The sequence below is a fragment of the Streptomyces sp. NPDC001663 genome (assembly GCF_042893105.1).
Classification (GTDB): Bacteria; Actinomycetota; Actinomycetes; order Streptomycetales; family Streptomycetaceae; genus Streptomyces.
This window is the reverse complement of record NZ_JBIAUR010000023.1, coordinates 25382-51396: the sequence shown is the minus strand read 5'-3', so window position 1 is coordinate 51396 and position 26015 is coordinate 25382. Positions and strand designations below refer to the sequence as shown.

General features: G+C 69.1%; 29 protein-coding genes. 19 read left to right on the top strand and 10 right to left on the bottom strand.

What is annotated here, in order from left to right; translation table 11 throughout:
* Positions 1–2: 2 nt before the first annotated feature.
* A complete protein-coding gene (locus ACFY1L_RS48205) occupies positions 3–482 on the bottom strand; it encodes an Lrp/AsnC family transcriptional regulator (RefSeq protein ID WP_388840655.1) in 480 nt (159 codons plus the stop codon).
* Between the two features lie 128 nt (positions 483–610).
* Between ACFY1L_RS48205 and hppD the strand changes: the two genes are divergently transcribed.
* From hppD to nthA, 5 genes are all read left to right on the top strand, one after another.
* Complete coding sequence (gene hppD, locus ACFY1L_RS48200) at positions 611–1756, top strand: 4-hydroxyphenylpyruvate dioxygenase (protein ID WP_388840652.1); 1146 nt, start codon at positions 611–613, stop codon at positions 1754–1756.
* A 113-nt stretch (positions 1757–1869) separates the two neighbouring features.
* Entirely contained in the window at positions 1870–2736 is an 867-nt protein-coding gene (locus ACFY1L_RS48195) for a Teichoic acid biosynthesis protein C (Precursor) (protein ID WP_388840649.1), read from the top strand.
* A gap of 33 nt (positions 2737–2769) precedes the next feature.
* The gene (locus ACFY1L_RS48190) at positions 2770–3060 is read left to right on the top strand and encodes a hypothetical protein (protein ID WP_388840646.1); all 291 of its coding nucleotides are present in this window, start codon (positions 2770–2772) and stop codon (positions 3058–3060) included.
* Positions 3053–3337: an SH3-like domain-containing protein gene (locus tag ACFY1L_RS48185; RefSeq protein ID WP_388840643.1), complete on the top strand. Its 285-nt coding sequence runs from the start codon at positions 3053–3055 to the stop codon at positions 3335–3337. The genes ACFY1L_RS48190 and ACFY1L_RS48185 overlap by 8 nt, the downstream gene beginning before the upstream one ends.
* Positions 3334–3915, top strand: a complete 582-nt coding sequence (nthA, locus tag ACFY1L_RS48180) for a nitrile hydratase subunit alpha (RefSeq protein WP_388840641.1) — start codon at positions 3334–3336, stop codon at positions 3913–3915. Before ACFY1L_RS48185 ends, nthA begins: the two co-directional genes overlap by 4 nt.
* 1 nt (position 3916) lies before the next feature.
* Here the strand turns inward: nthA and ACFY1L_RS48175 are convergent, their stop codons facing one another.
* On the bottom strand, positions 3917–5335 hold the full coding sequence (locus tag ACFY1L_RS48175) for a tetratricopeptide repeat protein (RefSeq protein ID WP_388840929.1): 1419 nt from the start codon (positions 5333–5335) through the stop codon (positions 3917–3919).
* 743 nt (positions 5336–6078) lie between these two features.
* On the opposite strand from ACFY1L_RS48175, the gene ACFY1L_RS48170 reads away from it, so the two are divergent.
* Positions 6079–7485: an FAD-binding oxidoreductase gene (locus ACFY1L_RS48170; RefSeq protein WP_388840638.1), complete on the top strand. Its 1407-nt coding sequence runs from the start codon at positions 6079–6081 to the stop codon at positions 7483–7485.
* Positions 7486–7502: 17 nt separating this feature from the next.
* Here ACFY1L_RS48170 and ACFY1L_RS48165 read toward each other — a convergent pair whose 3' ends face one another.
* A complete protein-coding gene (locus tag ACFY1L_RS48165; RefSeq protein ID WP_388840635.1) occupies positions 7503–7916 on the bottom strand; it encodes an SsgA family sporulation/cell division regulator in 414 nt (137 codons plus the stop codon).
* A 244-nt stretch (positions 7917–8160) separates the two neighbouring features.
* Between ACFY1L_RS48165 and ACFY1L_RS48160 the strand changes: the two genes are divergently transcribed.
* Positions 8161–9696, top strand: a complete 1536-nt coding sequence (locus tag ACFY1L_RS48160; RefSeq protein ID WP_388840632.1) for an RDD family protein — start codon at positions 8161–8163, stop codon at positions 9694–9696.
* 89 nt (positions 9697–9785) lie between these two features.
* On the top strand, positions 9786–10466 hold the full coding sequence (locus ACFY1L_RS48155; protein WP_388840629.1) for an RDD family protein: 681 nt from the start codon (positions 9786–9788) through the stop codon (positions 10464–10466).
* A gap of 23 nt (positions 10467–10489) precedes the next feature.
* On the opposite strand, the gene ACFY1L_RS48150 is transcribed toward ACFY1L_RS48155, so the two are convergent.
* Positions 10490–10750 carry a hypothetical protein gene (locus ACFY1L_RS48150; protein ID WP_388840626.1) on the bottom strand — a complete coding sequence of 87 codons (261 nt, stop codon included), beginning with the start codon at positions 10748–10750 and terminating at the stop codon, positions 10490–10492.
* Between the two features lie 333 nt (positions 10751–11083).
* Here ACFY1L_RS48150 and ACFY1L_RS48145 point away from each other — a divergent pair, with 333 nt between their 5' ends.
* Both ACFY1L_RS48145 and ACFY1L_RS48140 read left to right on the top strand, forming a co-directional pair.
* The gene (locus ACFY1L_RS48145) at positions 11084–13441 is read left to right on the top strand and encodes an immune inhibitor A domain-containing protein (protein WP_388840623.1); all 2358 of its coding nucleotides are present in this window, start codon (positions 11084–11086) and stop codon (positions 13439–13441) included.
* A 134-nt stretch (positions 13442–13575) separates the two neighbouring features.
* Positions 13576–13920, top strand: a complete 345-nt coding sequence (locus ACFY1L_RS48140) for a hypothetical protein (RefSeq protein ID WP_361271206.1) — start codon at positions 13576–13578, stop codon at positions 13918–13920.
* A gap of 13 nt (positions 13921–13933) precedes the next feature.
* Here ACFY1L_RS48140 and ACFY1L_RS48135 read toward each other — a convergent pair whose 3' ends face one another.
* The gene (locus ACFY1L_RS48135) at positions 13934–14524 is read right to left on the bottom strand and encodes an isochorismatase family protein (protein WP_388840619.1); all 591 of its coding nucleotides are present in this window, start codon (positions 14522–14524) and stop codon (positions 13934–13936) included.
* Between the two features lie 151 nt (positions 14525–14675).
* Positions 14676–16022 (bottom strand): nicotinate phosphoribosyltransferase, encoded by a 1347-nt coding sequence (locus tag ACFY1L_RS48130; protein ID WP_388840617.1) that lies wholly within the window; start codon positions 16020–16022, stop codon positions 14676–14678.
* A gap of 58 nt (positions 16023–16080) precedes the next feature.
* Between ACFY1L_RS48130 and clpS the strand changes: the two genes are divergently transcribed.
* On the top strand, positions 16081–16398 hold the full coding sequence (gene clpS, locus ACFY1L_RS48125; RefSeq protein ID WP_388840614.1) for an ATP-dependent Clp protease adapter ClpS: 318 nt from the start codon (positions 16081–16083) through the stop codon (positions 16396–16398).
* Positions 16399–16412: 14 nt separating this feature from the next.
* On the top strand, positions 16413–17015 hold the full coding sequence (locus ACFY1L_RS48120; RefSeq protein ID WP_388840612.1) for a DUF2017 domain-containing protein: 603 nt from the start codon (positions 16413–16415) through the stop codon (positions 17013–17015).
* 66 nt (positions 17016–17081) lie between these two features.
* Here the strand turns inward: ACFY1L_RS48120 and ACFY1L_RS48115 are convergent, their stop codons facing one another.
* Positions 17082–17444, bottom strand: a complete 363-nt coding sequence (locus ACFY1L_RS48115) for a hypothetical protein (RefSeq protein ID WP_388840609.1) — start codon at positions 17442–17444, stop codon at positions 17082–17084.
* 494 nt (positions 17445–17938) lie between these two features.
* On the opposite strand from ACFY1L_RS48115, the gene ACFY1L_RS48110 reads away from it, so the two are divergent.
* From ACFY1L_RS48110 to ACFY1L_RS48090, 5 genes are all read left to right on the top strand, one after another.
* Positions 17939–19378 carry an amino acid permease gene (locus ACFY1L_RS48110; RefSeq protein ID WP_388840606.1) on the top strand — a complete coding sequence of 480 codons (1440 nt, stop codon included), beginning with the start codon at positions 17939–17941 and terminating at the stop codon, positions 19376–19378.
* Between the two features lie 75 nt (positions 19379–19453).
* Entirely contained in the window at positions 19454–19879 is a 426-nt protein-coding gene (locus ACFY1L_RS48105) for a Mov34/MPN/PAD-1 family protein (RefSeq protein WP_388840602.1), read from the top strand.
* Positions 19880–19958: 79 nt separating this feature from the next.
* Entirely contained in the window at positions 19959–20054 is a 96-nt protein-coding gene (locus ACFY1L_RS48100; RefSeq protein ID WP_361271224.1) for a putative leader peptide, read from the top strand.
* Between the two features lie 109 nt (positions 20055–20163).
* Positions 20164–20442 carry a MoaD/ThiS family protein gene (locus ACFY1L_RS48095; protein ID WP_361271227.1) on the top strand — a complete coding sequence of 93 codons (279 nt, stop codon included), beginning with the start codon at positions 20164–20166 and terminating at the stop codon, positions 20440–20442.
* A 6-nt stretch (positions 20443–20448) separates the two neighbouring features.
* Positions 20449–21399, top strand: coding sequence for a PLP-dependent cysteine synthase family protein (locus tag ACFY1L_RS48090; RefSeq protein ID WP_388840597.1), 951 nt, complete (start codon positions 20449–20451; stop codon positions 21397–21399).
* Between the two features lie 16 nt (positions 21400–21415).
* Here the strand turns inward: ACFY1L_RS48090 and ACFY1L_RS48085 are convergent, their stop codons facing one another.
* Entirely contained in the window at positions 21416–21871 is a 456-nt protein-coding gene (locus ACFY1L_RS48085; protein ID WP_388840594.1) for a type II toxin-antitoxin system PemK/MazF family toxin, read from the bottom strand.
* A gap of 234 nt (positions 21872–22105) precedes the next feature.
* Between ACFY1L_RS48085 and ACFY1L_RS48080 the strand changes: the two genes are divergently transcribed.
* Positions 22106–22858: an MBL fold metallo-hydrolase gene (locus tag ACFY1L_RS48080; protein WP_388840591.1), complete on the top strand. Its 753-nt coding sequence runs from the start codon at positions 22106–22108 to the stop codon at positions 22856–22858.
* Positions 22859–22923: 65 nt separating this feature from the next.
* Here the strand turns inward: ACFY1L_RS48080 and ACFY1L_RS48075 are convergent, their stop codons facing one another.
* Together ACFY1L_RS48075 and ACFY1L_RS48070 are read right to left on the bottom strand one after the other, a co-directional pair.
* Positions 22924–24174: a PTS transporter subunit EIIC gene (locus ACFY1L_RS48075; protein ID WP_388840588.1), complete on the bottom strand. Its 1251-nt coding sequence runs from the start codon at positions 24172–24174 to the stop codon at positions 22924–22926.
* 125 nt (positions 24175–24299) lie between these two features.
* Positions 24300–25589 carry a PTS transporter subunit EIIC gene (locus ACFY1L_RS48070; protein WP_388840584.1) on the bottom strand — a complete coding sequence of 430 codons (1290 nt, stop codon included), beginning with the start codon at positions 25587–25589 and terminating at the stop codon, positions 24300–24302.
* 127 nt (positions 25590–25716) lie between these two features.
* Here ACFY1L_RS48070 and ACFY1L_RS48065 point away from each other — a divergent pair, with 127 nt between their 5' ends.
* Positions 25717–25950, top strand: coding sequence for a glucose PTS transporter subunit EIIB (locus ACFY1L_RS48065; protein WP_043228148.1), 234 nt, complete (start codon positions 25717–25719; stop codon positions 25948–25950).
* Positions 25951–26015: the final 65 nt, after the last annotated feature.

Below are 26015 nucleotides of genomic sequence, written 5' to 3'. Positions count from 1 at the left end.
GGCTAGGTCCTCTCGACGTCCTCGGCGGCCTGCTCCACGAGCGGGATGATCCGCAGCGGAACGGGGTTCTCCATCACGATCGCGGTGGCGGCCCGGACAATGCCATCAAAACCGACAACCAGGTCGATGACCCGCTGGAGATCCGCGTTGGACCGGGCGACCAGCCGGCACAGCATGTCCCCGTTGCCCGTGGTGGTGTGCAGCTCCAGCACCTCGGGCACGGTCGCCAAGTGCGCCCGGACGTCGGCCCCTTGGCCCTGCCGGATCTGGAGGGTGGCGAAGGCGGTGACGGGGTACCCGAGAGCCGCCGGGTCCACCTGCGGTCCGAACCCGCGGATGACGCCATTCGACTGAAGCCGGTCCAGCCGCGCCTGTGCCGTCCCGCGCGCCACCCCCAGCCGCCGGGACATCTCCAGCACCCCGATCCGCGGCTCCCGTGCCAGCAGCACGATGATCCGGCCGTCCAGATGGTCGATCGCCACAGCAGCCTCCCTGGTGTGGTGGTCATCCTGTACAGAAGGCTCGTAGATCCACGCCTTCCGCTGAACAAAATGCCCAGCAGAAAAGCAAACTATTGCGCACCTTGCCGTGCGAGGACCAGGCTGCCGCTATGACGCAGACCACACACCACACTCCCGACACCGCCCGGCAGGCCGACCCCTTCCCGGTCAAGGGAATGGACGCGGTCGTCTTCGCCGTGGGCAACGCCAAGCAGGCGGCGCACTACTACTCCACCGCCTTCGGCATGAAGCTGGTCGCCTACTCCGGTCCGGAGAACGGCAGCCGCGAGACCGCGAGCTACGTCCTGGAGAACGGCTCCGCCCGCTTCGTGCTCACCTCGGTGATCAGGCCCGCCACCACCTGGGGCCACTTCCTCGCCCAGCACGTGGCCGAGCACGGCGACGGCGTGATCGACCTCGCCATCGAGGTCCCGGACGCCCGCCGCGCGTACGCCTACGCGATCGAGCACGGCGCCCGCTCGGTGGCCGAGCCGTACGAGCTGAAGGACGAGCACGGCACGGTCGTCCTCGCCGCGATCGCCACGTACGGCGAGACCCGCCACACCCTCGTCGACCGCTCCGGCTACGACGGCCCCTACCTCCCCGGCTTCGTCGCCGCCGACCCGATGGTCGAGCCGCCGGCCCAGCGCACCTTCCAGGCCATCGACCACTGCGTCGGCAACGTCGAGCTCGGCCGTATGAACGAGTGGGTCGGCTTCTACAACAAGGTCATGGGCTTCACGAACATGAAGGAGTTCGTGGGCGACGACATCGCCACCGAGTACAGCGCGCTGATGTCGAAGGTGGTGGCCGACGGCACGCTCAAGGTCAAGTTCCCGATCAACGAGCCCGCCATCGCCAAGAAGAAGTCCCAGATCGACGAGTACCTGGAGTTCTACGGCGGCGCGGGCGTCCAGCACATCGCGCTCAACACCAACGACATCGTGCAGACGGTACGCACGATGCGGGCGGCCGGCGTGCAGTTCCTCAACACCCCGGACTCGTACTACGACACCCTCGGCGAGTGGGTCGGCGACACCCGCGTCCCCGTCGAGACCCTGCGCGAGCTGAAGATCCTCGCCGACCGCGACGAGGACGGCTACCTGCTGCAGATCTTCACCAAGCCGGTCCAGGACCGTCCGACCGTCTTCTTCGAGATCATCGAGCGGCACGGCTCCATGGGCTTCGGAAAAGGCAACTTCAAGGCCCTGTTCGAGGCCATCGAGCGGGAGCAGGCCAAGCGCGGAAACCTGTGAGTTGCGTAAATTCACAGAATAGTTGATCAGTGAACTTGCAACCGATGAACGCAGGTTGACACTCTCAAGTCCTGCGGGTGCCGAAGGGGCGCCCCCAGGACTCGGGGGAGAGAGTGACCACCCACATCAACCTCACCGTGCCGTCGGGCCGTTGGCTGTGGCAGAAGAGCACGCTCAAGGAGCCGACGGTGCTCCAGTCGTTCGCCTTCGACGAGGCGAACAAGCATCTGTACGTCCTCCAGGTCACCGCGACCGGACATGCGGCCGGCGACCTGTGCCTCAACAAGCTGGACTACAAGGGCAACCGGCTCGGCCACATGTACCTGAAGGGCTTCGGCCACGGGGTCAGCATGGGCATCCAGCGCGACGCCGCCGACGGCAGCACCTGGATCTGGACCGAGGCCGACGCCGAGAACGGCTACGGGCAGGGCGTCACCCGCTTCCACTTCAAGGACGGTGCCGTCCGCACCGGCGCGGACGTGAAGATACGCAAGCCCATAGCGGACTCCACGAACAACCAGCCGTCGGTCTGCATGGCGTCCAAGCGCATCGCCGTCCGCTACCGCGACAAGGCCAACAAGCCCCGCTACCGCATCTGGGACCTCGACGCCTTCACGGCCCGCGACTACGACAACCCGATCGCGGACGTCGCCCAGGTGGGCGCCCACCCCGACCCCAAGATCCCCTTCCAGGGCTACGCCCTGCACGGCGACGTCGTCTACCAGCTCGCGGGCACGGCCTACGAGGCCGAGACCAACCCGGTGACCAAGCGCGGCAACGCGTACGCGTCCAGCATCGACATCACCACCGGCAAGCTGCTCCAGCAGGAGCGCACGGAGGCCGGGTACACGCTCACCTACCGCGAGCCGGAGGGCGTCGCCGTGCGGGGCGGCTCGGACCCGAAGGTGTATCTCGGCTTCGCGTCGGGGGTGTTGGGCAACCGCAGCTTCTCGATCTTCGTCAAGGGCGACGAGTCGTAGGAAGGTCCCCGGCAGCAGTCGTAGTCTGACCGCATGGCCAGGATCAACGACGTGGGCGGCACCCAGGGCTTCGGCGCGATCGACGTCGCCGAGGACGCCGAGCCCTTCCACGCGGACTGGGAGGCCCGCGTCGTCGGGCTCTTCAACGCCCTGCGCGCACAAGGGATCTTCAACACGAACGAGTTCCGGGACGCCATCGAGTCGATGCCGCCGGCGGAGTACCTGTCGACGTCGTACTACGAGCGCTGGTTCCGGGCGATCTGCACCCTGCTGGAGCGCAAGGGCGTGATCAGGCCGGGCGAGTTGGAGGGCCTCGATGGCTGAGGACCGTTTCCCGCCGGGCACGCGCGTGCGTACCTTCCACCACGACCCGCCGCACCACACCCGCCTGCCGCGGTACGCACGCGGCAAGCGGGGCGTCGTGGTCGAACCGGAGGGACCGGCGCAGCTGGCCGACGTCAGCGCACAGGGCCGTACGGACGCGCCGGTCGAGCAGATCTACGCGGTCCGGTTCGCGGCCCGCGACCTGTGGGGCGAGGGCGACCACCACGTCGTACTGGACCTGTGGGAAAGCTACTTGGAAGAGGACCGTGACTCATGAGCGGTGACCACTCCGACGCGACGGTCGCACAGCGGGTACGGCGGCTGGAGACGCTGCTGGAGGAGAAGGGCGTGCTGTCCGGCGCACAGCTGGACGAGATCATCGACGCCTCCCTCTCCGGGGCTTCGCCGGCGAACGGGGCGCGGGTCGTGGCACGGGCATGGCTGGACCCGGCCTTCAAGTCCCGTCTGCTGGCCGACGGTACGGCGGCGGTGCGGGAGTTGGGCTACATGGAGGGCTCGTACCAGCGTCTGAGGGTGGTGGAGAACACGGACACGACACACAACGTCATCGTCTGCACCCTCTGCTCCTGCTATCCGCTCCGCCTGCTCGGACCGTCCCCCAGCTGGTACAAGTCCGAGGCGTACCGCTCGCGCGTGGTGCGCGAACCCCGGGCCGTGCTCGCCGAGTTCGGGCTGGAGCTGCCGCCGGCGACGGAGATCACGGTGTGGGACTCCAGCGCCGAGACGCGCTACATGGTGCTGCCGCGCCGCCCCGAGGGCACGGAGGACCTGGGGGAGGAGCGGCTGGCGGCGCGGGTGACGCGCAATGCGCTGATCGGGACGGCGGCGGTGTGAGTCAACCGGCGTCCTCCTCGTCGGGGGCGTCCTCGGTCTCCGTGGGGAGGGGCGCGTCGGGCGGCGGTTCACCCAGCGCGGCCAGGGCCTCCTTCGCGAGCGGAACCCGGAGCGGTGAGAAGTACGGGTTGATCCGCAGGGCTTCCTGCAGATGCCGCCGCGCGGGTGCGGTCCGCTCCAGGTCCCGTTCGATCATGCCCAGGTGGTAGGAGTACAGCGCGCTGCGTACGGCGCCGCCGTGCACCCGGTCCGTCGCAATCGTGGCGAACCGCAGTGCTCCCTTGTCGTCGCCGGCCCGGTGCAGCGCCCAGCCCAGGGCGTCGGCCACGGCGATCCCCGGCTGCCGCTGCCACTCGGCCCGCAGCCGCCGTACGGCGGAGTTCGGATCGCCGTGGTCGGCCTCGAACAGCCCGAGGACCAGCTCGTCGTCGACACCCCCGGCCGCGTCCTCCCGCACGCGGGCCTGCAGCAGGTCGTACTGCACCTGGGCGGCCTGTGTGAGCCCGAGCGACTCGTACAACTCGCCCAGTTCCAGGGCGTATTGAGGACAGGGCTGCTTCTCGAGTGCCACCCGATACTCATTGAGCGCCTCGGTGGTCCGGCCCAGTGCGGCCAGGGTCCGCCCCTGTCCGGCCTGCGCAGCCCGCTGATCGGGATCGATGCGTACGGCTTCCTGAAAGCGCCGCAGGGCGTCCTCGAGATCCCCGCGCTCCCAGCTCAACTCTCCGGCCCGCTCCAGCCAGGCGGCCTGTTCGGCGGGGGAGCGGGCGCCGGCGGCCGCGTCGGAGAGGGCGGCCGCGGCGTCCTCGCGCCAGCCGCGGTCGCGGTAGACGCCGGCGGCCCGGGCCTGCACGTCCGGACCGGAGTGCAGCTTCAGCAGCCGGTCCAGCGTGCGCTTGGCCGCCTTGTAGTCGCCGAGGCCGGTGTAGGCGTCGATCAGCAGCGGGTACGTCGTCCAGCGCTTGGGTTCGACCTTCAGCGCGGCCTCGCCCCAGGTCCGGGCGGCCCGGAAGTCCCGGCGGGCGTTGGCCAGGGCGACCATGCCGTCCAGCGCGGCGGCGTTGCGCTTCGGCCGCACTCTCAGGGAGGCGCGCAGCGCGCTCTCGGCCCGCGGATAGTTGGCGGCATCGGCGGTCCGCCGCCCCTGCTCCACGTACGCGGCTCCGAGCACCGCCCAAGACCGCGCGTCCTTGGGCTGCACCCGAACCCGCGCCTCACGCGCCACGATCAGCCCGGCGAGATCGGCGAGGGATGCCGGCACCCCGGCGGCAACAGCGGACACGGCCTGCGCCCCGGCGGCCGGCGCCACGGGCCGCGGACGGTGAACCTCCCGCTCCCGAGGCCACAAAACCAACACCCCACCAAGCACGACGGCCCCGAGCACCCCAGCCCCGACCACCTGCCGAGCGATTCGGATCACACGCTTCGGAACCGGGTTCTCCGCCTGCGCGACGACGGGGTCCGTTTGTCCGCCCCCTGCCGGCTTGTTCTGTGGCGCGGCGGGTGCCGGCCTGTTCTGTGGTGCGGCGGGCGGGGTCTTCTGCGTGTCCGCGGCCGGGGTCTCGTGCGCATCCTTGGGCGGGATCTTCTGCAGGTCGGCTGTGGGGGTCTCCTGCTTGCTCGCGGCCGGAGATTTCTGCACGTTGACTGCGGGGGGCTTCTGCTTGTCCGTGGGCGGGCTCTGCCGTTCTGCTGCCGCGCTGCCCTGGCGGCCCGCCCCCGAGCCCTCCAGCCGGTCCTCCGCGAGGCCGCTCTGCTCATCCTCCGCCGACGCGTCGTCCGGCTCCTCCGCTGACGCATCCTCCCCAAGCACTGCGGATACGTCCCGCCGCTCCTCCGCCGAGACGCCCTCCCCACTCACCCCCGACGCGCCCCCCGGCTCCTCCACCGCCGCACCCTCCGCGCCCCCAACCGGGTCATCCCGCTCGCCCCCCACAAGACCCCCCACCAGCGCGTCCTCCCCACGCCCCACCGCGCCCCCCGTCGCCCCAACCGCCCCACCGGCCCGTCCCGCCAACGCCCCCTGTTGTCCCGCCCCGTCCCCCAGGGCGGCATCGCGTAGCTCGTCCATGGCGATCACTGTGCGTCAATACGACGACCGCATCACGGGTTACGTCCGGTGCCGTAGACGGGGTTCACACCGATGGCCCCGGGTGCGAGGCTGTGATCATGAGCCGTATCGAAGCGCCTCGCGACGAAGCGACCGGCAACCTCGTCGACCGTCTGCTGAGCGGTCTGCCCGTCGAGGCCGTCCTGACCGACCCGGACGTCACGGCCTCCTACGCCAACGACATGGCCAGCTTCTGCCCGGCCGGTGCCCCCGCCGTCGTGGTCCTTCCGCGCACCGTCGAGCAGGTCCAGCACGTCATGCGCATCGCCACCGAGCTGCACGTGCCCGTCGTCCCGCAGGGCGCCCGTACCGGACTGTCCGGCGGCGCCAACGCCTCCGACGGCTGCATCGTGCTGTCACTGACGAAGATGGACCGGATTCTTGAGATCAACCCCGTTGATCGGATTGCCGTCGTCGAGCCCGGCGTCATCAACGCCGCCCTCTCGCGGGCGGTCGGCGAGCACGGCCTGTACTACCCTCCCGACCCCTCCAGCTGGGAGATGTGCACCATCGGCGGCAACATCGGCACCGCCTCCGGCGGCCTGTGCTGTGTGAAGTACGGCGTCACCGCCGAGTACGTCCTCGGACTGGACGTCGTCCTCGCCGACGGGCGGCTCATGTCCACCGGTCGCCGTACCGCGAAGGGCGTCGCCGGCTACGACCTCACCCGCCTCTTCGTCGGCTCCGAGGGCTCGCTCGGCATCGTCGTACGGGCGATCCTGGCCCTGCGCCCCCAGCCCCCGCAGCAGCTCGTGCTCGCCGCCGAGTTCGCCTCCGCGGCCGCCGCCTGCGACGCCGTGTGCCGGATCATGGCCGGCGGCCACGTGCCGTCGCTGCTCGAGCTCATGGACCGTACGACCGTCAAAGCCGTCAACGACCTCGCGCACATGGGGCTTCCGGAGACCACGGAAGCGCTGCTCCTGGCCGCCTTCGACACCCCCGACCCCGCCTCCGACCTCGCCGCCGTCGGTGCGCTCTGCGAGGCCGCCGGTGCCACCCAGGTCGTTCCCGCCGACGACTTCGCCGAGTCCGAGCTGCTGCTCCAGGCCCGGCGGCTCTCCCTCACCGCCCTCGAAGCGGTCAAGGGCACGACGATGATCGACGACGTGTGCGTGCCCCGGTCCCGGCTCGGCGACATGCTCGAAGGCGTCGATCGGATCGCCGAGAAGTACCAGCTCACCATCGGCGTCTGCGCGCACGCCGGCGACGGCAACACCCACCCCACCGTCTGCTTCGACGCCCAGGACCCCGACGAGTCCCGGCGCGCCCGCGAGTCCTTCGACGAGATCATGGCCCTCGGCCTGGAACTCGGCGGCACCATCACCGGCGAGCACGGCGTCGGCGTACTGAAGAAGGAGTGGCTGGCGCGCGAGATCGGCCCGGTGGGGGTGGAGATGCAGCGGCAGATCAAGCAGGTCTTCGATCCGCTCGGCCTCCTCAACCCCGGCAAGCTCTTCTGAGCCGCCGGCCGCCGAGGTCACTGGGCGAGCAGCTGGTCGAGCGCGTCGTCGATCCCCAGCTGCTCGCCCTCACTCCCCGGGGGCACCACCCGCAGCGTCCGCTCCAGCCAGGCGGACACCTGGGCGGCCGGTGCCTCGAGCAGGGCGTCGCCGTCGGGCGAAGTCAGCGCCATCAGCACGACGCTGCGGCCCTCCGACTTCGTCGGCCACACCCGCACGTCCCCGTGCCCGCACGCCCGGAACACCCCCTCCACCAGCAGGTCGCGGGAGAACGTCCAGTACACGGGCTGCTCGGAGTTGATGTGGAAGGCCACATGGACGGCGTACGGGTCGTCGGTGCGGTAGCTGAGCCGGGCCGGGACCGGGATGCTCCGCTCCGGGGACAGGATGAGCCGGAGCTCCAGCTCGCGTTCCACCACGGTGTAGTGCATGTCGTTCGGTTCCTCTCTCGGGCAGGTGTACGGGGCCCTGCGAGTGGGCCCGTACGAGTGGAGAGCGGAGAGAGGGCACGACCATTACGCGGGTTCGGAGAAGTTTTTTTCCGAAGGTGTGAAGCCGGTGCGCGAGCTTGCCCGGAAAGGGGTGGGTAGTAAGGGACTGGCGGTGGGGGTTGCGCACGTCTGATAGATGTGGAGACCCCCCTATTCACCCCCGAGCAGATACGGGACGACGGACATGAGCGCCCCAACCCCGGCCCCCGGTGACGACAGGCCCCGCGAAGGGTATTACCCGGACCCGTCCATTCCTGGATATGTCCGGTACTGGAACGGTGCCGCCTGGGTTCCGGGCACCAGCCGTCCGGCACCGACGGACGGCGAGCCGCTCGCCCCGCCGTCCGGCGCGGGCCCGGCTCCGGTCGAGGAGACGGGACCGCACTTCTTCGACGAGGACCCCGAACCCTCCCCGGCCCAGGCCCAGCACGGCAGCCGTCCCGAACCCGCCTCCGCCTGGGGTGCCGACCGCTCCCACCAGTCCGGCTTCGGCGGCGACCAGGACCGCCGCGTCTCGTGGGGCTCCCCGCAGGCCGCGGACCCGAGGGTGCCGTCCGACAACCCCGCCCGCCCCGCGCAGCCGGACGGCCGTGTGGCCGGCACGGACGGTACGGCGACGATCCCGCCGGCGGACGGCGACTCGGCCGACGTGGTCTCCGGCGGCACATTCGTCTTCCGCAGGCCCACGGCGAACCCCGGCGCAGCGGCCGCGGCGGGCCCGTCCACTCCCGGCATCCCCGGCCCCGGCGGCCCCACCGCCGACGAGGGCACCATGACGTTCCGCGCGCTGTCCCCGCGCACGGGTCAGCAGGGCCGGCAGGGCGGGGCGCAGCCCGGGAGCACGGGGGCGCCCGGCTTCGGCGCGGGCAAGGCGGCCGCCGACCGCGCCGCCGCGGCACAGGCGCAGCCCTCCGCGGCTTCCCCCGCCCCGGCCCCGCTCTCCGGCCCCCAGCAGCCCTCGCCCACGGTCCCGCCACAGTCCGCCGGCCCCCAGGCGATGGCGGCGGGCAGGCCGCCCGGAGGTCAGGCCCCCGCCGCACAGGCCCCGGTTGCCCAGGCGCCCGTCGGGCAACCCCCCGTCTCCGCCACCCCCGTGACCAGCGGCCCCGGCGGCGGTCAGCCGTCCTGGGCGCAGCAGGTGCACCGGCTCGCGGGCGCGCCCGGCGAGGAGCAGCCCGTCGCGCCCTGGAAGCCGCCCGTCGAGGACGTCTTCACGGCCGCCGCCCGGCGTCAGGCCGCCGCCCGCCCCGCGGGGCTCGGCAAGCGGCTCGCCGCACGGCTGCTGGACACGGTCGTCCTCGTCGGCGTCACCGCCGCTGCCGCCGTACCGCTCGGCACCAAGGCGATCGACCACGTCGACGAGAAGATCGACGCGGCCAAGCTCAGCGGCGAGACCGTCACCGTATGGCTGCTGGACGGCACGACCTCGGTCTACCTGGGCATCGTCCTCGCCGTCCTGCTGGTCTTCGGTGTCCTCTACGAGGCGCTGCCCACCGCCAAGTGGGGCCGCACCCTCGGCAAGAAGCTGCTCGGTCTGGAGGTGCGGGACATCGAGGCCCACGAGCCCCCGACCTTCGGCGCGGCCCTGCGCCGCTGGCTCGTCTACAGCGTGCCCGGCCTGCTCGGCATCGGGGTCGTGGGTGTCCTGTGGTGCCTGTTCGACCGCCCGTGGCACCAGTGCTGGCACGACAAGGCGGCCGGTACGTTCGTCGCGGGATGACCGTGTACGTCGTATGCACCAGCTGATTCGGTACTCCGGACGGCCGTTTGCCGGATGCGGAGTCGGGGGGTTCGCGGTCCACTCGGGCCATGAGCACCGATCCGCCCCCCGGCTCCGGCCAGCCGCCGGAAGACGACCCGTTCAGGAAGCAGCCCCCGCCCGGTGAGCCAGGAGCGGGCTCGGGCTCCCCGTACGACACCCCGCCCCAGGGCGGCCAGCAACCGCCGTACGGCCAGCCGCCCCCGTACGGTCAGCAACCCCCGCCCTACGGCGGTGGCGCCCCCTACGCCGGCGGCGCCCGCCCCGACGACCCCCTCGCCGGCATGCCCCCGCTCGCCGAAAGCGGCAAGCGGACACTGGCCCGGATCATCGACATGATCCTCGTCGGCATCGTCGTCTGGCTGCTCACCTGGGCCTTCAACGTGCACGAGTACGACGTGAACGCCGACAAGGTCTCCTACGCCAAGTCCTTCGGACAGTCGCTGATCGCGGCCGTGCTCTACATCGGCTACGACACCTTCATGATCAGCAAGTCGGGACAGACGCTCGGCAAGAAGTGGCTGAACATGCGGGTGGCCAACCTCAACGACGGCGCCACGCCCTCCGTGCAGACGACGCTGGCGCGCTCGGCGGTGCTCTGGCTGCCGTTCGCGTTCTGCTGCGCCTGCATCTGGACCGCGATCTCGGGCGGCTGGAGCTTCTTCGACCGGCCCTACAAGCAGGGCCTGCACGACAAGGCGGCCAAGACGGTGGTGGTCAGCACCAACTGACGTACGCCACCGACCGACTTGTGTCAGGCGGCCTTCGACGAGCCCGTGGCCGCGACCGGCACGGGCTCTTCGGCTTTCTGTGCCGCCGGTGTCTGCACCGCGACGACCCGTGCCTTCGGCAGCGGGACGGTCATGGCGACCAGGAGCCCGAGGGCGAGCGCCGCGACGGCGATGATCGCGATCCCCACGCCCGAACTCGTCTGTGACAGCAGCAGCATGGCAAGCGTTGAGAAGATCACGGTGCAGGAACCGTAAAGGAGCTGTGCGGCAGTCGGACGAGGCATGGCAATCGTGTCCTCGGAAGTGGGGGTCCACGGGGGTGTCGGCCTGGCTTTCCGCCGATTTTCGGGCGTGCCGCCAACCGACTCTATTCGCGTGCATGCCCGAGTGGAACGAACGGTAAGCGTGACCTAACCAACAGTGCCGGTGCACAGGGGGCGCACGGAGTCATGGCGTCCATCACGTGGACGTTCGAACGCGCCGGTCAGGGCGTCCGCAATGCGAACTCTGTCTCCGCATAGTGCAGTTGATGTGCTCAAGTCAAGGTCTGTTTTTTCTTACCGACCTCTAGTCAAATTGCGTCACTTGACTTACCACCTTGACCAAGAGGAACTCAAGTGACCCCAAAACCCTGGACGTTCAGAGCGACCGCGATCGGTGTCGCACTCGCGGCGGCCACCGCCTCGTTCTCGACGTTCGCCGTGGCGCAGGCCGCAGACAGCGCCAAGTCCGCCACAGTGCACCGCCACGACCCGGCGGCGGTCAAGAGCAATCAGGAGCACGACCTTGACGGTCCGCTCTCCAAGACCCAGGAGGCCCAGCGGCAGGAGGCGTTGAACCAGGTCATATCCGGCAAGGCCCAGGTCAAGGACCGCAATGGTTCGCAGGTCGTCCAGCTCAAGAGCAAGAAGGGCGACAGCAAGTACGTAGAACTGGGCCGGGAGAAGACCGACAAGATCTTCACGATCCTGGTCGAGTTCGGCGACAAGACGGACCCCGCCTACGGCGGCACGGCAGGCCCGGCGCACAACCAGATAGCCAAGCCCGACCGTACGAAGGACAACTCGACGGCCTGGCAGGCGGATTACAACCAGAAGCACTTCCAGGACCTCTACTTCGGCACCGGCAAGAACGTCGAGTCGATGAAGAAGTTCTACGAGAAGCAGTCCTCGGGCCGCTACTCGGTGGACGGCGAGGTCGCCGACTGGGTCAAGGTCCCCTACAACGAGGCCCGTTACGGCAACAACGCCTGCGGCTCGACCAACTGCCCGAGCGTGTGGAACGTCGTCAGCGACGGCGTCACCGCCTGGGTCGCCCAGCAGAAGGCGGCCGGCAAGTCGGACGCCGCCATCAAGGCGGACCTGGCCAACTTCGACCAGTGGGACCGCTACGACTACGACGGCGACGGCAACTTCAACGAGCCCGACGGCTACATCGACCACTTCCAGATCGTGCACGCCGGCGAGGACGAGTCCGCGGGCGGCGGCGTCCAGGGCACGGACGCGATCTGGGCCCACCGCTGGTACGCCTTCGGCACCGACGCGGGCGCCACGGGCCCCACGGGCAACAAGCTGGGCGGCGCGCAGATCGGCGACACCGGCATCTGGGTCGGCGACTACACCATCCAGCCGGAGAACGGCGGACTCGGCGTCTTCGCCCACGAGTACGGCCACGACCTCGGTCTGCCCGACCACTACGACACCACCGGCGCGGGCGAAAACTCCACCGGCTTCTGGACGTTGATGTCCTCCGGCTCCTGGCTCGGCCGGGGCAAGGACACCATCGGTGACCTGCCGGGCGACTTCAACGCCTGGGACAAGCTGCAGCTGGGCTGGCTGAACTACGACACGGCGAAGGCCGGCAAGCAGTCCACGCACAAGCTGGGCGTCGCCGAGTACAACACCTGGGACAAGCAGGCCCTCGTGGTCTCCCTGCCCGACAAGGCGGTCACCACCGAGGTCGTCACCCCGGCGCAGGGCTCGACCCAGTGGTGGAGCGGCAGCGGCAACGACCTCAAGAACTCGCTGACCCGCTCGGTGGACCTCACCGGCAAGTCCTCGGCGACGCTGACCCTCGACGGCTACTACGACATCGAGGCGAACTACGACTACCTCTACACCGAGGTGTCGACCGACGGCGGCGCCAACTGGACCGCGCTCGACGGCACGGTGGACGGCCAGGCCATCCCGCGCGACGGCAGCGACAAGCCGGCGCTCACGGGCACGGTCGACGGCTACAAGAAGCTGTCGTACTCGCTCGACGCCTACGCGGGCAAGAAGATCGACCTGCGCTTCCGCTACCAGACCGACAGCGGTGTGGCGCAGAAGGGCTTCGCGGCCGACGAGATCACGGTGACCGCGGACGGCTCGGCGGTCTTCTCCGACAACGCCGAGGCCGCTGACGCGAGTTGGACCGCTGCCGGCTTCTCCCGCATCGGTGCGTCCTTCACCAAGGACTACAAGCAGTACTACATCGCCGAGAACCGCCAGTACGTGTCGTACGACAAGACCCTGAAGGTCGGCCCGTACAACTTCGGCTTCTCGACGACCCGTCCGGACTGGGTGGAGCACTACCCGTACCAGAACGGCCTGTTGATCTGGAAGTGGGACACCTCCCAGCAGGACAACAACACCAGCCAGCACCCCGGTGTCGGCCTGGTCCTGCCGGTCGACTCGCACCCGACGGCGCTGAAGTGGGCCAACGGCACGTTCATGCGCAGCCGCATCCAGGCGTACGACTCGACGTTCAGCCTGTACCGCACGGACGGCATCACGCTGCACAACGCGGACGTCGCCACCAAGATCCCGTCGTCGAAGGGCGTGCCGGTCTTCAACGACCACACGAGCACGTACTACGACGCGAACACCCCGTTCGCGGGCGTCAAGATCACTGACACCAACACCAAGATCAAGATCGTCAAGGAGGCCAAGGATGGCTCGACGATCAAGCTCGAGGTCGGTCCCGCAGTGAAGTAGTTCTTAAAACTGCAGGTCAGAAGCGTATCGGCGGTGACCCCCTGGCGGGTCGCCGCCGATCGTGTTTAGGTGCGTCCTGTGCCCTGCTTATTGACAGTCTCATTGACGCCGACTCGCACGGGGGTGTGACCTGCATGGCCGCAGGAGGTTTCTGCAAGCTGCCGACCGGCAGCGTGGTGGTGGCTCTGAACCTGCCCAGACCCACCGCCGACGGCACGGGCTGCGTCCGTGTCCTCGTCCATGCCCGCAACCGGGCGCGCGCCCTGACCAGGCTGCGCAATCTGGGCATGCGTGCGGTCTATCTGCGGGGCAACGCGGCCCCGCCGACCCCGGACGAGATCACCGCGGTCCTGCACCACCCCGACGGCCTGATATGGCGGACGGCACCTGACAACGGTGTCGTTCCCGGCCCGGAGCTGCCCCAGGAGCTGTGGCATCCGATCAGGGCACTGCTGCGGCGCCCGGCGGCACCGGCGTGAGCCGGGGGCGGCCCTAGGCGACCACGGGCTTCCCGGAGAGCTCCACGCCCGCCTCGCGCAGCTCGTCCAGCGCCCGCTCGGTGGTCGCCTCGGCGACCCCGGCGGTCAGGTCGAGCAGCACCTGCGTGCGGAAGCCCTCTCGCACCGAGTCCATGGCGGTGGCGCGCACACAGTGGTCCGTGGCGATCCCGACGACGTCCACCTCGCCGACCTCCCGGGCGCGCAGCCAGTCGCCCAGCTTCACGCCGTTCTCGTCGGCGCCCTCGAAGCCGCTGTACGCCGCCGCGTACGCCCCCTTGTCGAAGACGGCGTCGATCGCCCCGGAGGCGACGGCGGGCGCGAAGTTCGGGTGGAAGCCGACGCCCTCGGTGCCCGCGACGCAGTGCGCGGGCCAGGAGTGCCGGAAGTCGGGGTTGTCGGCGAAGTGACCGCCGGGTGCGATGTGGTGGTCGCGGGTGGCCACCACGTGCTGGTAGCCGGAGCCGCCCGCCTGACCGATCAGCTCGGTGATGGCGGCGGCCACGTCGGCACCCCCGGCCACGGCGAGGCTGCCCCCCTCGCAGAAGTCGTTCTGCACGTCTACGACGATCAAGGCGCGGCGCATGGTGGATTCCTTCTCGACTATGGGGTCGGGGGAGGGGTGCGGGCCCGGCCGTTGAACTTCCGAGCCTATTGACTTCGGGGGGCGTAGGGGAGGGGGCATTACAGGGCGTATCCACGGGCACGTCCGTGGACCCCCGCTTTTGAGACGCTGACTAGCTACCCGAGCGGTCTTGTACGTACTCCGTCGGAATGACCGGTTCCCCGCGCGACAGCTGGGTCGCGGACAGCGGCAGGTTGGCCCGGGCGGCCGTGTGCCGATCGCGTACGGCGTCCAGCGGCTCGCGGGCCACGACGTCGCCGCCCTTGATCAGCTCGACGAGCAGCTGCTGGTCGGCGAGCGCGGCGGGAGCCGTACCCGTGCCGACGACCTCGGCCTCCGCGACCCCGTCCGCGTCCAGGCGCCGCGCGGCCCACTTGCGGCCGCCGATGGACGTCTTGCCGCCGCTGGACTTCTTCGCCACCGGCACCAGCGGCGCCTTCGGGTCGGCGGACTCGGCGCGGGCGACCAGCTTGTAGACCATCGAGCAGGTCGGGTGCCCGGACCCGGTCACCAGCTGTGTGCCGACGCCGTACGCGTCCACGGGCGCCGCGGCCAGCGAGGCGATGGCGTACTCGTCGAGGTCCGAGGTCACGATGATCTTCGTCTTGGTCGCGCCCAGCTCGTCCAGTTGCTGCCGCACCCGGTGCGCGACCAGCAGCAGGTCACCCGAGTCGATGCGCACGGCGCCCAGCTCGGGCCCGGCCACCTCGACGGCCATCCGGACGGCCTCGGCGACGTCGTAGGTGTCCACGAGCAGGGTGGTGCCCCGGCCCAGCGAGTTCACCTGGGCCTGGAAGGCGTCCCGCTCGCGGTCGTGCAGGAGCGTGAAGGCGTGGGCGGAGGTGCCGACGGTCGGGATGTTGTAGCGGAAGCCGGCCGCCAGGTCGGAGGTGGAGGTGAAGCCGCCGAGGTACGCGGCGCGGGAGGCGGCGACGGCCGCCAGTTCGTGCGTACGGCGGGCGCCCATCTCGATCAGCGGGCGCGTCCCGGCGGCCGAGGACATGCGCGAGGCGGCCGCGGCGATCGCGGAGTCGTGGTTGAGGATGGACAGGATCACGGTCTCCAGCAGCACGCACTCGGCGAAGGACCCCTCCACCCGCATGATCGGCGAGCCCGGGAAGTACACCTCGCCCTCGGGGTAGCCCCAGACGTCACCGCTGAAGCGGTACGAGGAGAGCCACTCCAGGGTGGCCTCGTCGACGATGCCGCGCTCGCGCAGGAAGCCGAGGACGTCCGCGTCGAAGCGGAAGTTCTCGACGGCGTCCAGGACACGCCCGGTGCCCGCGACGACGCCGTAGCGGCGCCCCTCGGGCAGCCGCCGGGTGAAGACCTCGAAGACACTGCGCCGGTCGGCGGTACCGGCCCTGAGGGCGGCCTGCAGCATCGTGAGCTCGTACTGGTCCGTGAAGAGCGCCGTCGAGGGAACGTCCACCGGCAGCCCAAGGTCCGCTGTGTTCATGGCAACAGATGCTACACCCCTTTGCGTCAGTGTGACGATTTGTGGGGCCCGTGGCAGCATGGGCTTTGTGACGTCACCCGCTCCCCTTGAGATCGAACGCACCGAGTCGGCGGAGGAGGTCTTCGCCGTACCCGAGCCCGACGTCCCGTGGGTCACGATCGTGCACAACGACCCGGTCAACCTCATGAGCTATGTGACGTACGTCTTCCAGACGTACTTCGGCTACACCAAGGACAAGGCCACCAAGCTCATGCTCGACGTCCACCACAAGGGCCGGGCGGTCGTCTCCAGCGGCACTCGCGAGGAGATGGAACGCGACGTGCAGGCCATGCACGGCTACGGTCTGTGGGCCACCCTCCAGCAGGACCGGAAGTAGCTGAACTCACCTTCATGCCAGGACACTTCGAACCGCTCCCCGGCGGCGGCGCGGCCGTCGCTCTCGACGACGTCGAGATCTCCATCATCCGGTCGCTGGCCGTCCAGCTCCTGGAGCTCGTAGGGCCCGGTCCCGCCGAGGACGCCCCGGACGACCCGCTGGCCGAGCTCTTCGCCGAGGGTCCGAGCGAGCCGCCCAAGGACCCGGTGCTCAGGCGCCTCTTCCCGGACGCCTATGTCGACCCGGAAGGGACTCCGGGACCCAAGGACGCCGAGGAGCAGCAGGCCCACTCCTCCGAGTTCCGCCGCTACACCGAGAACGACCTGCGCGCCGGCAAGCGGGAGAACGCCCTCGCGGTGATCCGTTCCCTGGACGCCCTCGCGCCCGGCGGCGACGGCGGCGCGATCCTCAACCTGTCCGCCGAGGAGTCCCGCCAGTGGCTCGGCGCCCTCAACGACCTGCGCCTGGCGATCGGCTCCCGTCTGGACATCACCGACGAGGACGACACCGACCTCCTCTACCGCCTCCCCGACGAGGACCCGCGCAAGCCGATGGTGATGGCCTACCTGTGGCTGGGCGGCCTCCAGGAGACGCTGGTCTCGACGCTCATGCCCTGAGGTTCTGAGCCGGGAGCGGGCCCCGTCGCCGGGTGCGACGGGGCCCGCTCCATGTGTCCGGTCGGCTCAGCTGCTGACGAGAGCCGTGATGCAGCTCGTCGCGCCCGCGCCCACGGCCTGCTTGGCGACCTTGCTCGCCAGGTCCTTGTTGATGCGGCCGACGATGAGCGAGATTGCGGCCGCAACGGAAGCGTTGACGAGGCAGTTCTTCGTCTTCTTGCTCATCTTGAGGCCCCCGACGAGCAGTTCGCAGGACTCCTTGTCGCCGTAGTAGCACTTGCCGGCGGCGATGTCCTGCCAGGTGTCGATCTTCGGCGTGACGACCGTCTTCGTCGAGGACGTCCCGGTCTCCTGCGTCTGCGCGACCGCCGGAGCGGCGCCGAGAGCGAGGGAACCGAGAACGGCGACGGAAACGAGCTTGAGCTTCATTGCTGGATTTCCCCTTGAGCGTTGAACTGTCGGTCGTGCTCCGTGCGAGCGCCCGCGGTGGCTGGTCGGTCCACCGCGCCGTGGCGCTCACGGGGAAGGACGCTAGGGATCTTGACCGTCCCGGGGCCATGGAATTGATCAAGATCTGAGCTTCTTCTTCGCAATAGCCAACGGCTCGTTGGGCTCGGTTCCCGTTCGCTCAGAGGACGCTCAAATCCGGATAACGATGAGGTCACCAGGGTCGCCTTCTATGCGCCCCTGGAGTGGTCTTTGTCCGGTTCTTCCTGTGGTGTGCGCCACACGCCGCCCGGATGATCAATATTGCGGCCGTGATAAATCTTCACGACCGCCCGGCGAACACCACCCATGTTCGGCCGGGTGCGCCACCGAGCCGGTAACCGCCGGCCAGGCAACAGCTCCAGCAATCCGGGGGGATCGAGACCCGATCCGAGGCCGACAACGGCCCGGGTCGGCATGGAGAAAGGCGCACCAACATGACCTCGTCGCAGGTCGACCAGCAGCACGACAGCAGTGCGGCGCTGGATGGCGAGGCCCCCGCAGAGGGGTACCAGCGCGGGCTCAACGGCCGTCAGGTGCAGATGATCGCCATCGGCGGCGCCATCGGTACCGGCCTGTTCTACGGATCAAGCACCGGCATCGCGAACATCGGTCCCAGCCTGATCGCCTGCTATGCGATCGCGGGCGTCGTGATCTTCTTCATCATGCGGGCCCTGGGTGAACTGCTCACCTACCGCCCGACCTCGGGCAGCTTCGCCGACTACGCCCGGGAGTTCTTCGGCCCCTTCGCGGGCTTCGTCACCGGCTGGTCGTACTGGGCGCTGTGGGTCACCGCCTGTATGTCCGAGGTGACCGCGGCCGGCCACTACATCAACTACTGGTGGCCCTCCGTGCCGGTCTGGACGACCGCCGCGGTCGCCCTGATCGTCCTCTTCGCCGCCAACCTGGTCTCGGTCAAGATCTTCGGTGAGCTGGAGTTCTGGTTCTCCACGATCAAGGTCACCGCGATCATCGCCATGATCGTCATCGGCGTCGGCATCCTCACCTTCGGCTTCTCCTCCGTCGGCGACACCGCCTCCGTGAGCCACCTGTGGGCGGACGGCGGCTTCGCGCCCAGTGGAGCCTGGCAGGCCATGCTGGCGATGCAGGGCGTCATCTTCGCCTACCTCGGCGTCGAGCTGGTCGGCATCACCGCGGGCGAGGCCGAGAACCCCAAGCAGACGCTGCGCAAGGCGATCAACACCCTCCCGGTCCGCATCGGCATCTTCTATGTCGGCTCGCTGGTCGTGATCCTGTCCGTGTACAGCTGGACGAAGTACACCCCGGGCGTCAGCCCCTTCGTGCAGGTCTTCGCGGCCGTCGGCATCCCCGGTGCCGCCGGGATCATGAACTTCGTGGTGCTCACCGCCGCGCTGTCCTCCTGCAACTCGGGCATCTACTCCACCGGCCGCATGATGCGTGGCCTGGCCGTCAACGGCGAGGCCCCCAAGGCCGCGGCGAAGCTCAGCGGCCGTCAGCTCCCGCTGCCCGCGCTCATCGCGTCCGCGCTGTTCATGGGCATCGGTGTGATCGTCAACATCGTCTCGCCGGACAAGGCGTTCGTGTACATCACCTCGGTCGCCACCTGCGCCGGACTGTGGACCTGGATCATGATCCTCGCCGCGCACCTGCGCTACCGCTCCAAGGTCCGCGCCGGACTGCTGCCGGCCGCCGACTTCCGGATGCCCGGCGCCCCGGTCACCAACTGGATCGCCATCGCCGCGCTCGTCTCCGTGGTCGGCCTGATGGCCTCCGACAGCGACACCCGGCTCGGCCTCTACGTGTTCGCCGTCTGGTTCGCCGTGCTCGTGGTCGGCTTCCAGGTCGCCAAGCGCACGGCCGCAGCGGACTCCGACCTGGCGCTCCAGCGCCGGTAGGCCTCGCGTCCGAGGCGTCGTACGCGAAGGGCCCGCTCCGCAACCGCCGGGGCGGGCCTTTCGTATCCTTGCCGCATGTCGCTCACCATCACCCAGGCCCTGTACGACCAGATCGTCGCGCACGCGCGCAAGGACCACCCCGACGAGGCGTGCGGTGTCGTCGCGGGCCCGGCGGGCTCGGACCGCCCCGAGCGCTTCATCCCGATGCTGAACGCGGCCATGTCGCCCACGTTCTACGAGTTCGACTCCGGCGATCTGCTCAAGCTCTACCGCGAGATGGACGACCGCGACGAGGAACCGGTGGTCATCTACCACTCCCACACGGCGACGGAGGGCTACCCGTCCCGCACCGACATCTCGTACGCCAACGAGCCGGGCGCGCACTACGTCCTGGTCTCCACCGCGGACACCGACGGCCTCGGCGACTTCCAGTTCCGCTCGTTCCGCATCGTGGAGGGCGAGGTCACGGAGGAAGAGGTCAAGGTCGTGGAGACCTACTGATCTCGCAATCCGGTCAGAATCCGTCCAGCATGCGATATGCCACTCCGGGTGACCGACCGGGAATCGATACGATGAGCCCATGGTTCTGAACGACGTGAGCGACAAGACGCCGGGCATCATGCTCGTGGCGCGGCTGCACGTCGACCTGTGCAGGCTGAACAGCGCCATCTGTTGACGCTGCCCTGCCGCCGTACGGCCGTGAGCCGCGGCGCCCCAAGCATCACCCGCTCTTTGCGCTGCCGCGCGCCCACAGACCCGACATCATCCGACAGGAGCCCGCAGACATGGCCATCGAGGTCCGCATCCCCACCATCCTCCGCACCTACACCGGCGGCCAGAAGGCGGTGGAGGGCAACGGGGACACCCTCGCCGAGCTCTTCGCCGACCTCGAGACCCGGCATGCGGGCATCCAGGCCCGCATCGTGGACGGCGGCGAGCTGCGCCGCTTCGTCAACGTCTACCTGAACGACGAGGACGTCCGCTTCCTCGAGGGCATCAACACCAAGCTCGCCGACGGCGACAACGTCACGATCCTGCCGGCCGTGGCCGGCGGTATGGCCTGATCCCCGATGCGCTACGACTCCCCGCTGGCCGCGGTGGGCAACACCCCGTTGGTGCGCCTGCCGCGGTTGTCGCCGTCCGAGGACGTGCGGATCTGGGCCAAGCTGGAGGACCGCAACCCCACCGGCTCGGTCAAGGACCGCCCGGCGCTGCACATGATCGAGCAGGCGGAGAAGGACGGCCGCCTCACCCCGGGCTGCACCATCCTGGAGCCCACCTCCGGCAACACCGGCATCTCGCTGGCCATGGCCGCGAAGCTCAAGGGCTACCGCATCGTGTGCGTGATGCCCGAGAACACCTCGCAGGAGCGCAGGGACCTGCTCGCCATGTGGGGCGCCGAGATCATCTCGTCCTCGGCCGCGGGCGGCTCCAACACCGCCGTACGCGTCGCCAAGGAGCTCTCCGCCGAGCACCCCGACTGGGTGATGCTCTACCAGTACGGCAACCCGGACAACGCGGGCGCGCACTACGCCACGACCGGCCCGGAGATCCTCGCCGACCTCCCGTCCATCACCCACTTCGTTGCGGGCCTCGGCACCACGGGCACCCTGATGGGCGTCGGCCGCTACCTCCGCGAGAACAAGCCGGACGTCAGGATCGTCGCCGCCGAACCGCGTTACGACGACCTGGTGTACGGCCTGCGCAACCTCGACGAGGGCTTCGTACCGGAGCTGTACGACGCCTCCGTCCTCACCACCCGCTTCTCCGTCGGCTCGGCGGACGCCGTGACCCGCACCCGTGAACTCCTCCAGCAGGAGGGCATCTTCGCGGGCGTCTCGACCGGCGCCGCCCTGCACGCGGCGATCGGCGTCGGCAACAAGGCTCTCAAGGCGGGCGAGAGCGCGGACATCGTGTTCGTCGTGGCCGACGGCGGCTGGAAGTACCTCTCGACGGGCGTCTACACGGCGGCCACGACGGAGGAAGCGATCGAGACGCTGCACGGCCAGCTCTGGGCGTAAGCCCTGTTGGAAGGCTTCACGTAGCCAGGTGACGGACCTGGTCCCACAGGATCGGGTCCACCACCCCCACCCGCCGCCGGAACTCCCACACCGGCACCTCGCGCAGCTCGTCCGTCTCCAGGAAGCTCGCGCGCCCCTGGGCATCGCCGACGGCACCCGGCGGCAGCGGGATCACCCCGGCCCGCTCGTCGTGGTACTTGCTGGTGATCTTGGCGACCGTCGCCCGCTCGCCGTGCACCACGAGCACAAGACAGGGCCGGTCCTTGGTACCCGGCCCGTCCTCGAACGGCACTTTCGCCCACCAGATCTCCGCCGGTTTGGGCCGCCCGCCGCCACTTCTCGCGCCCGGCCGCCCCGGCGGACGCGTCCGGCGCCCCTCGGGTCGTCGTCCCCGTCCCCAGCCGTCGACGAGCGTGGCGACCAGCGCGAGCAGTACCACCGCCGCGAGTGCCAGCCACCAGGACGTGTCCATACGATGACGTTACCGGCGCACGATCAGCGCCGCGCGCCTTCTCTCGAACCCGTGCTCGCCACCTCACGCCACACGCGCCCCGCTTCCAGCCGAACGCGTGACACCACAGGTGAGTTCGCCCACAACAGCCCCTGGTGGAGGAGCGACGGGGGGTTTTGCGCCTTACGCTCGACGGACCGCACGACCCCCGTCTCCCTTCCAGAAATGTTTTCCGCCAGCGGAGGTTTCTGCTTCATGAAGCTCACCGTCGTCGGTTGCTCGGGGTCGTTCCCGTCCGCGGAATCGGCCTGCTCGAGCTACCTCGTAGAGGCCGACGGCTTCCGGCTGCTCCTCGACATGGGCAACGGCGCCCTTGGCGAGCTGCAGCGCCACTGCGGTCTCTACGACCTCGACGCGATCTTCCTCAGCCATCTGCACGCCGACCACTGCATCGACATGTGCGCGTACTTCGTCGCGCGCTACTACCGCCACGACGGCGGCCGCTGCGACCCGATCCCCGTCTACGGACCCGAGGGCACGGAACACCGGCTGACCACCGCCTACGCGGACACTCCCACCGCCTCCTCCATGAGCGAGGTCTTCGACTTCCACACGGTCAAGCCGTCCACGTTCGAGATCGGCCCGTTCACGGTGCACACGGAGCGCGTGGCCCATCCCGTGGAGGCGTACGGCATCCGTGTCGAGCACGGCGGTAAGTCCCTGACGTACTCCGGTGACACGGGCGTGAGCACCTCGCTGGACGAACTCGCCCACGACACCGACCTGTTCCTGTGCGAGGCCGCGTTCACGCACGGCAAGGAGAACATCCCCGACCTGCACCTCAACGGCCACGAGGCGGGCCAGACCGCGGCCAGGGCGGGTGCCCGCCGCCTGGTCCTCACCCACATCCCCCCGTGGACCGACCCGCAGGTCAACCTGGTCGACGCCCGAGCGGTGTTCGACGGCCCGGTCGAACTGGCGGCGCCGGGGGTGTCGTACGAGATCTAGCCGGTACGTGCACGAAGGCCCCCGGAGCCGCATGGCTCCGGGGGCCTTTCTGTACCGCGTCGGACTCACGCCTTGGTGAGATCCTCAATCTCCTCCTCGGGCTCGCGGCCCGGGGTGGGGAGGTTCCACTTGGCTATGGCGAAGCGGAAGACGAAGTAGTAGATCGCGCCGAAGACGAGGCCTATCGGGATGATCAACCAGGGCTTGGTGGCGAGGTTCCAGTTCAGGCCGTAGTCGATGGCGCCCGCCGAGAAGGTGAAGCCGGCGTGCACGCCGAGCGCCCAAGTGATCGCCATGGACAGGGCGGTGAGCACCGCGTGGATCCCGTACAGCACCGGGGCGATGAACATGAAGGAGAACTCGATCGGCTCGGTCACACCGGTCACGAACGAGGTCAGCGCGAGCGAGATCATCATGCCCAGCACGGCCTTGCGGCGCTCGGGGCGGGCGGAGTGGGCGATGGCGATCGCGGCGGCCGGGAGGCCGAACATCATGATGGGGAAGAAGCCCGACATGAACTGTCCGGCGGTCGGGTCACCGGCGAAGAAGCGGGTGAGGTCGCCGTGGACGACGTCGCCGGCCGCATTCTTGAAGTCGCCGATCTGGAACCAGGCCACGGAGTTGACGAACTGGTGCATGCCGACCGGGATCAGCGCGCGGTTGATGAGGCCGAACAGACCGGCACCGAAGGCGCCGAGACCGGTGATCCACTCGCCGAAGTTCGAGATGCCCTCACCGATCGGCTCCCAGACCAGGCCGAAGAAGACGCCCATGAGCGTGCCGACGAAGGCCATGATGATCGGCACCAGACGGCGGCCGTTGAAGAAGCCGAGCCAGTCCACCAGCTTGGTGCGGTGGAATCGCTGCCAGAGCACCGCCGACAGCAGACCCATGATGATGCCGCCGAGCACACCGGGGTTGTTGTAGGTCGCGGCTATGTCCGCGCCCTTCTGGATCTTCGCCTCGGTGACCGGGAACGCCTTGAGGACATTGCTGTAGACCAGGAAGCCGACGAGCGCGGCGAGGGCGGTGGAGCCGTCGGACTTCTTCGCGAAGCCGATCGCCACACCGATACAGAACAGCAGCGGCAGGTTGTCGAAGATCGCGCCGCCCGCCGTGGCGAACACCGCCGTGACCTTGTCGGGCAGGTGCAGCTTGTCGTGGATGTCCTGCTGACCGAAACGCAGCAGGATGCCGGCCGCCGGAAGCACGGCGATCGGGAGCTGCAGGCTGCGGCCAACCTTCTGCAGGCCCTGGAACAGGCCTGATCCCCACTTCTTCGTGGGGGCCGCCGTGGGCGCGGTGGCGGTGCTCATAGACTTCCTCCATCGGGTGGTGGTCTACACCACTCAGTGGTGTAGACCTGTTGTAGCACGATGAAGGTGACATAAGGAACCCACGATTCCCGTGACCGTGGGGTTACGCTGCGCAGGCGCCCGGGCTAGGCCTTCGTGACGTCCTCGCGCTCGTCCTCGGGCTCCCTGCCCGGGGTCTTCAGATCGAACCTCGTGATCGCGAAACGGAAGATCGCGTAGTACACGACGGCGAAGCACAGACCGATCGGGATCATCGCCCACGGTTTGGTCGCCAGGTTCCAGTTGATGATGTAGTCGATCAGACCGGCCGAGAAGCTGAAGCCGTCGTGCACCCCGAGCCCCCAGGTCACCGCCATCGACACACCCGTCAGCAGCGCGTGGACCGCGTACAGCAGCGGCGCGACGAACAGGAACGAGTACTCGATGGGCTCGGTGATGCCGGTGACGAACGAGGTCAGGGCGACCGAGAGCATCAGCCCGCCGATCTCCTTCCTGCGGCTGGGCTTCGCGCAGTGCGTCATCGCCAGCGCCGCGGCCGGCAGCGCGAACATCATGATCGGGAAGAAGCCCGAGGTGAACTGCCCCGCGTTCGGATCGCCCGCCAGGAACATGTTGATGTCGCCGTGCACCACCGTGCCGTCCGGCTTGGTGTAGCTGCCGAACTGGAACCAGATGGGCACGTTCAGGAACTGGTGCAGGCCGAACACGAGCAGCGCGCGGTTCGTGACACCGAAGACGCCCGCACCCCACGAGCCCAGATCGCTCAGCCAGTCGCTGAAGCTCTCCAGCGCATCACCGACCGGCGGCCAGACCCACAGGCACAGCACGGCGAACGCGATCGCGACGAACGCCATGATGATCGGCACCAGCCGCCGCCCGTTGAAGAAGCCGAGCCAGTCCACCAGCTTCGTACGGTGGTAGCGCGCCCAGAAGAACGCGGCGAGCAGACCGATGACGATGCCGCCGAAGACGCCGGGATTCTGGTACTCGAACACGGTCACCGTGCCGTCGGACACCTGGCAGCCGACCCCGGCCACCGCCTTCGACCCGCCGGGGCAGTCCTTCGGGAACTGGCGCAGCACGTTGTAGTAGACGAGGAAGCCCGCGACCGCCGCCAGCGCCGTCGAGCCGTCCGACTTCTTCGCCATGCCGATCGCGACGCCGACGCAGAAGAGAAGGGGAAGGCCGAGAGAGCCGTCGAGGAGGGCGCCGCCCGCGCCGGCCATCACCTTCGAGACGTCCGTCCACCCGAGGCCGTCGTCCCCGAACACGTCGGGCTGGCCGAGACGGTTGAGGATGCCCGCCGCCGGCAGCACCGCGATGGGGAGTTGGAGACTGCGACCCATTTTCTGCAGACTCTGGAACAAGCTGTTCCAGCGGCGCCGCGCGGGGGAGATCTCGGTCTCGGTGCTCATGGGTTGGCGACCGCCTGTCAGGTGGTGTAGACCAGTTACGGGCGATATGGCTGCTGTGACGTCATCCTTCGGTACGCACGACGCAATCGCTCGCGAAGTTGAGCCAACCGTGCGTGAGGAGAATGCAATGGCCACCAAGGCTGAGAAGATCGTTGCCGGGCTCGGCGGCATCGACAACATCGAAGAGGTCGAGGGCTGCATCACGCGCCTGCGGACCGAGGTCGCCGACGCAAGCCTGGTCGACGACGCAGCCCTGAAGGCCGCCGGCGCCCACGGCGTCGTCAAGATGGGCACCGCGATCCAGGTCGTCATCGGCACCGACGCCGACCCCATCGCCGCGGAGATCGAAGACATGATGTGAGTCACCGCGCTCGCTCACTCGAGGGGTCCTTCCCACCGCGGGAGGGGCCCTTTCCGCTTGTCCCG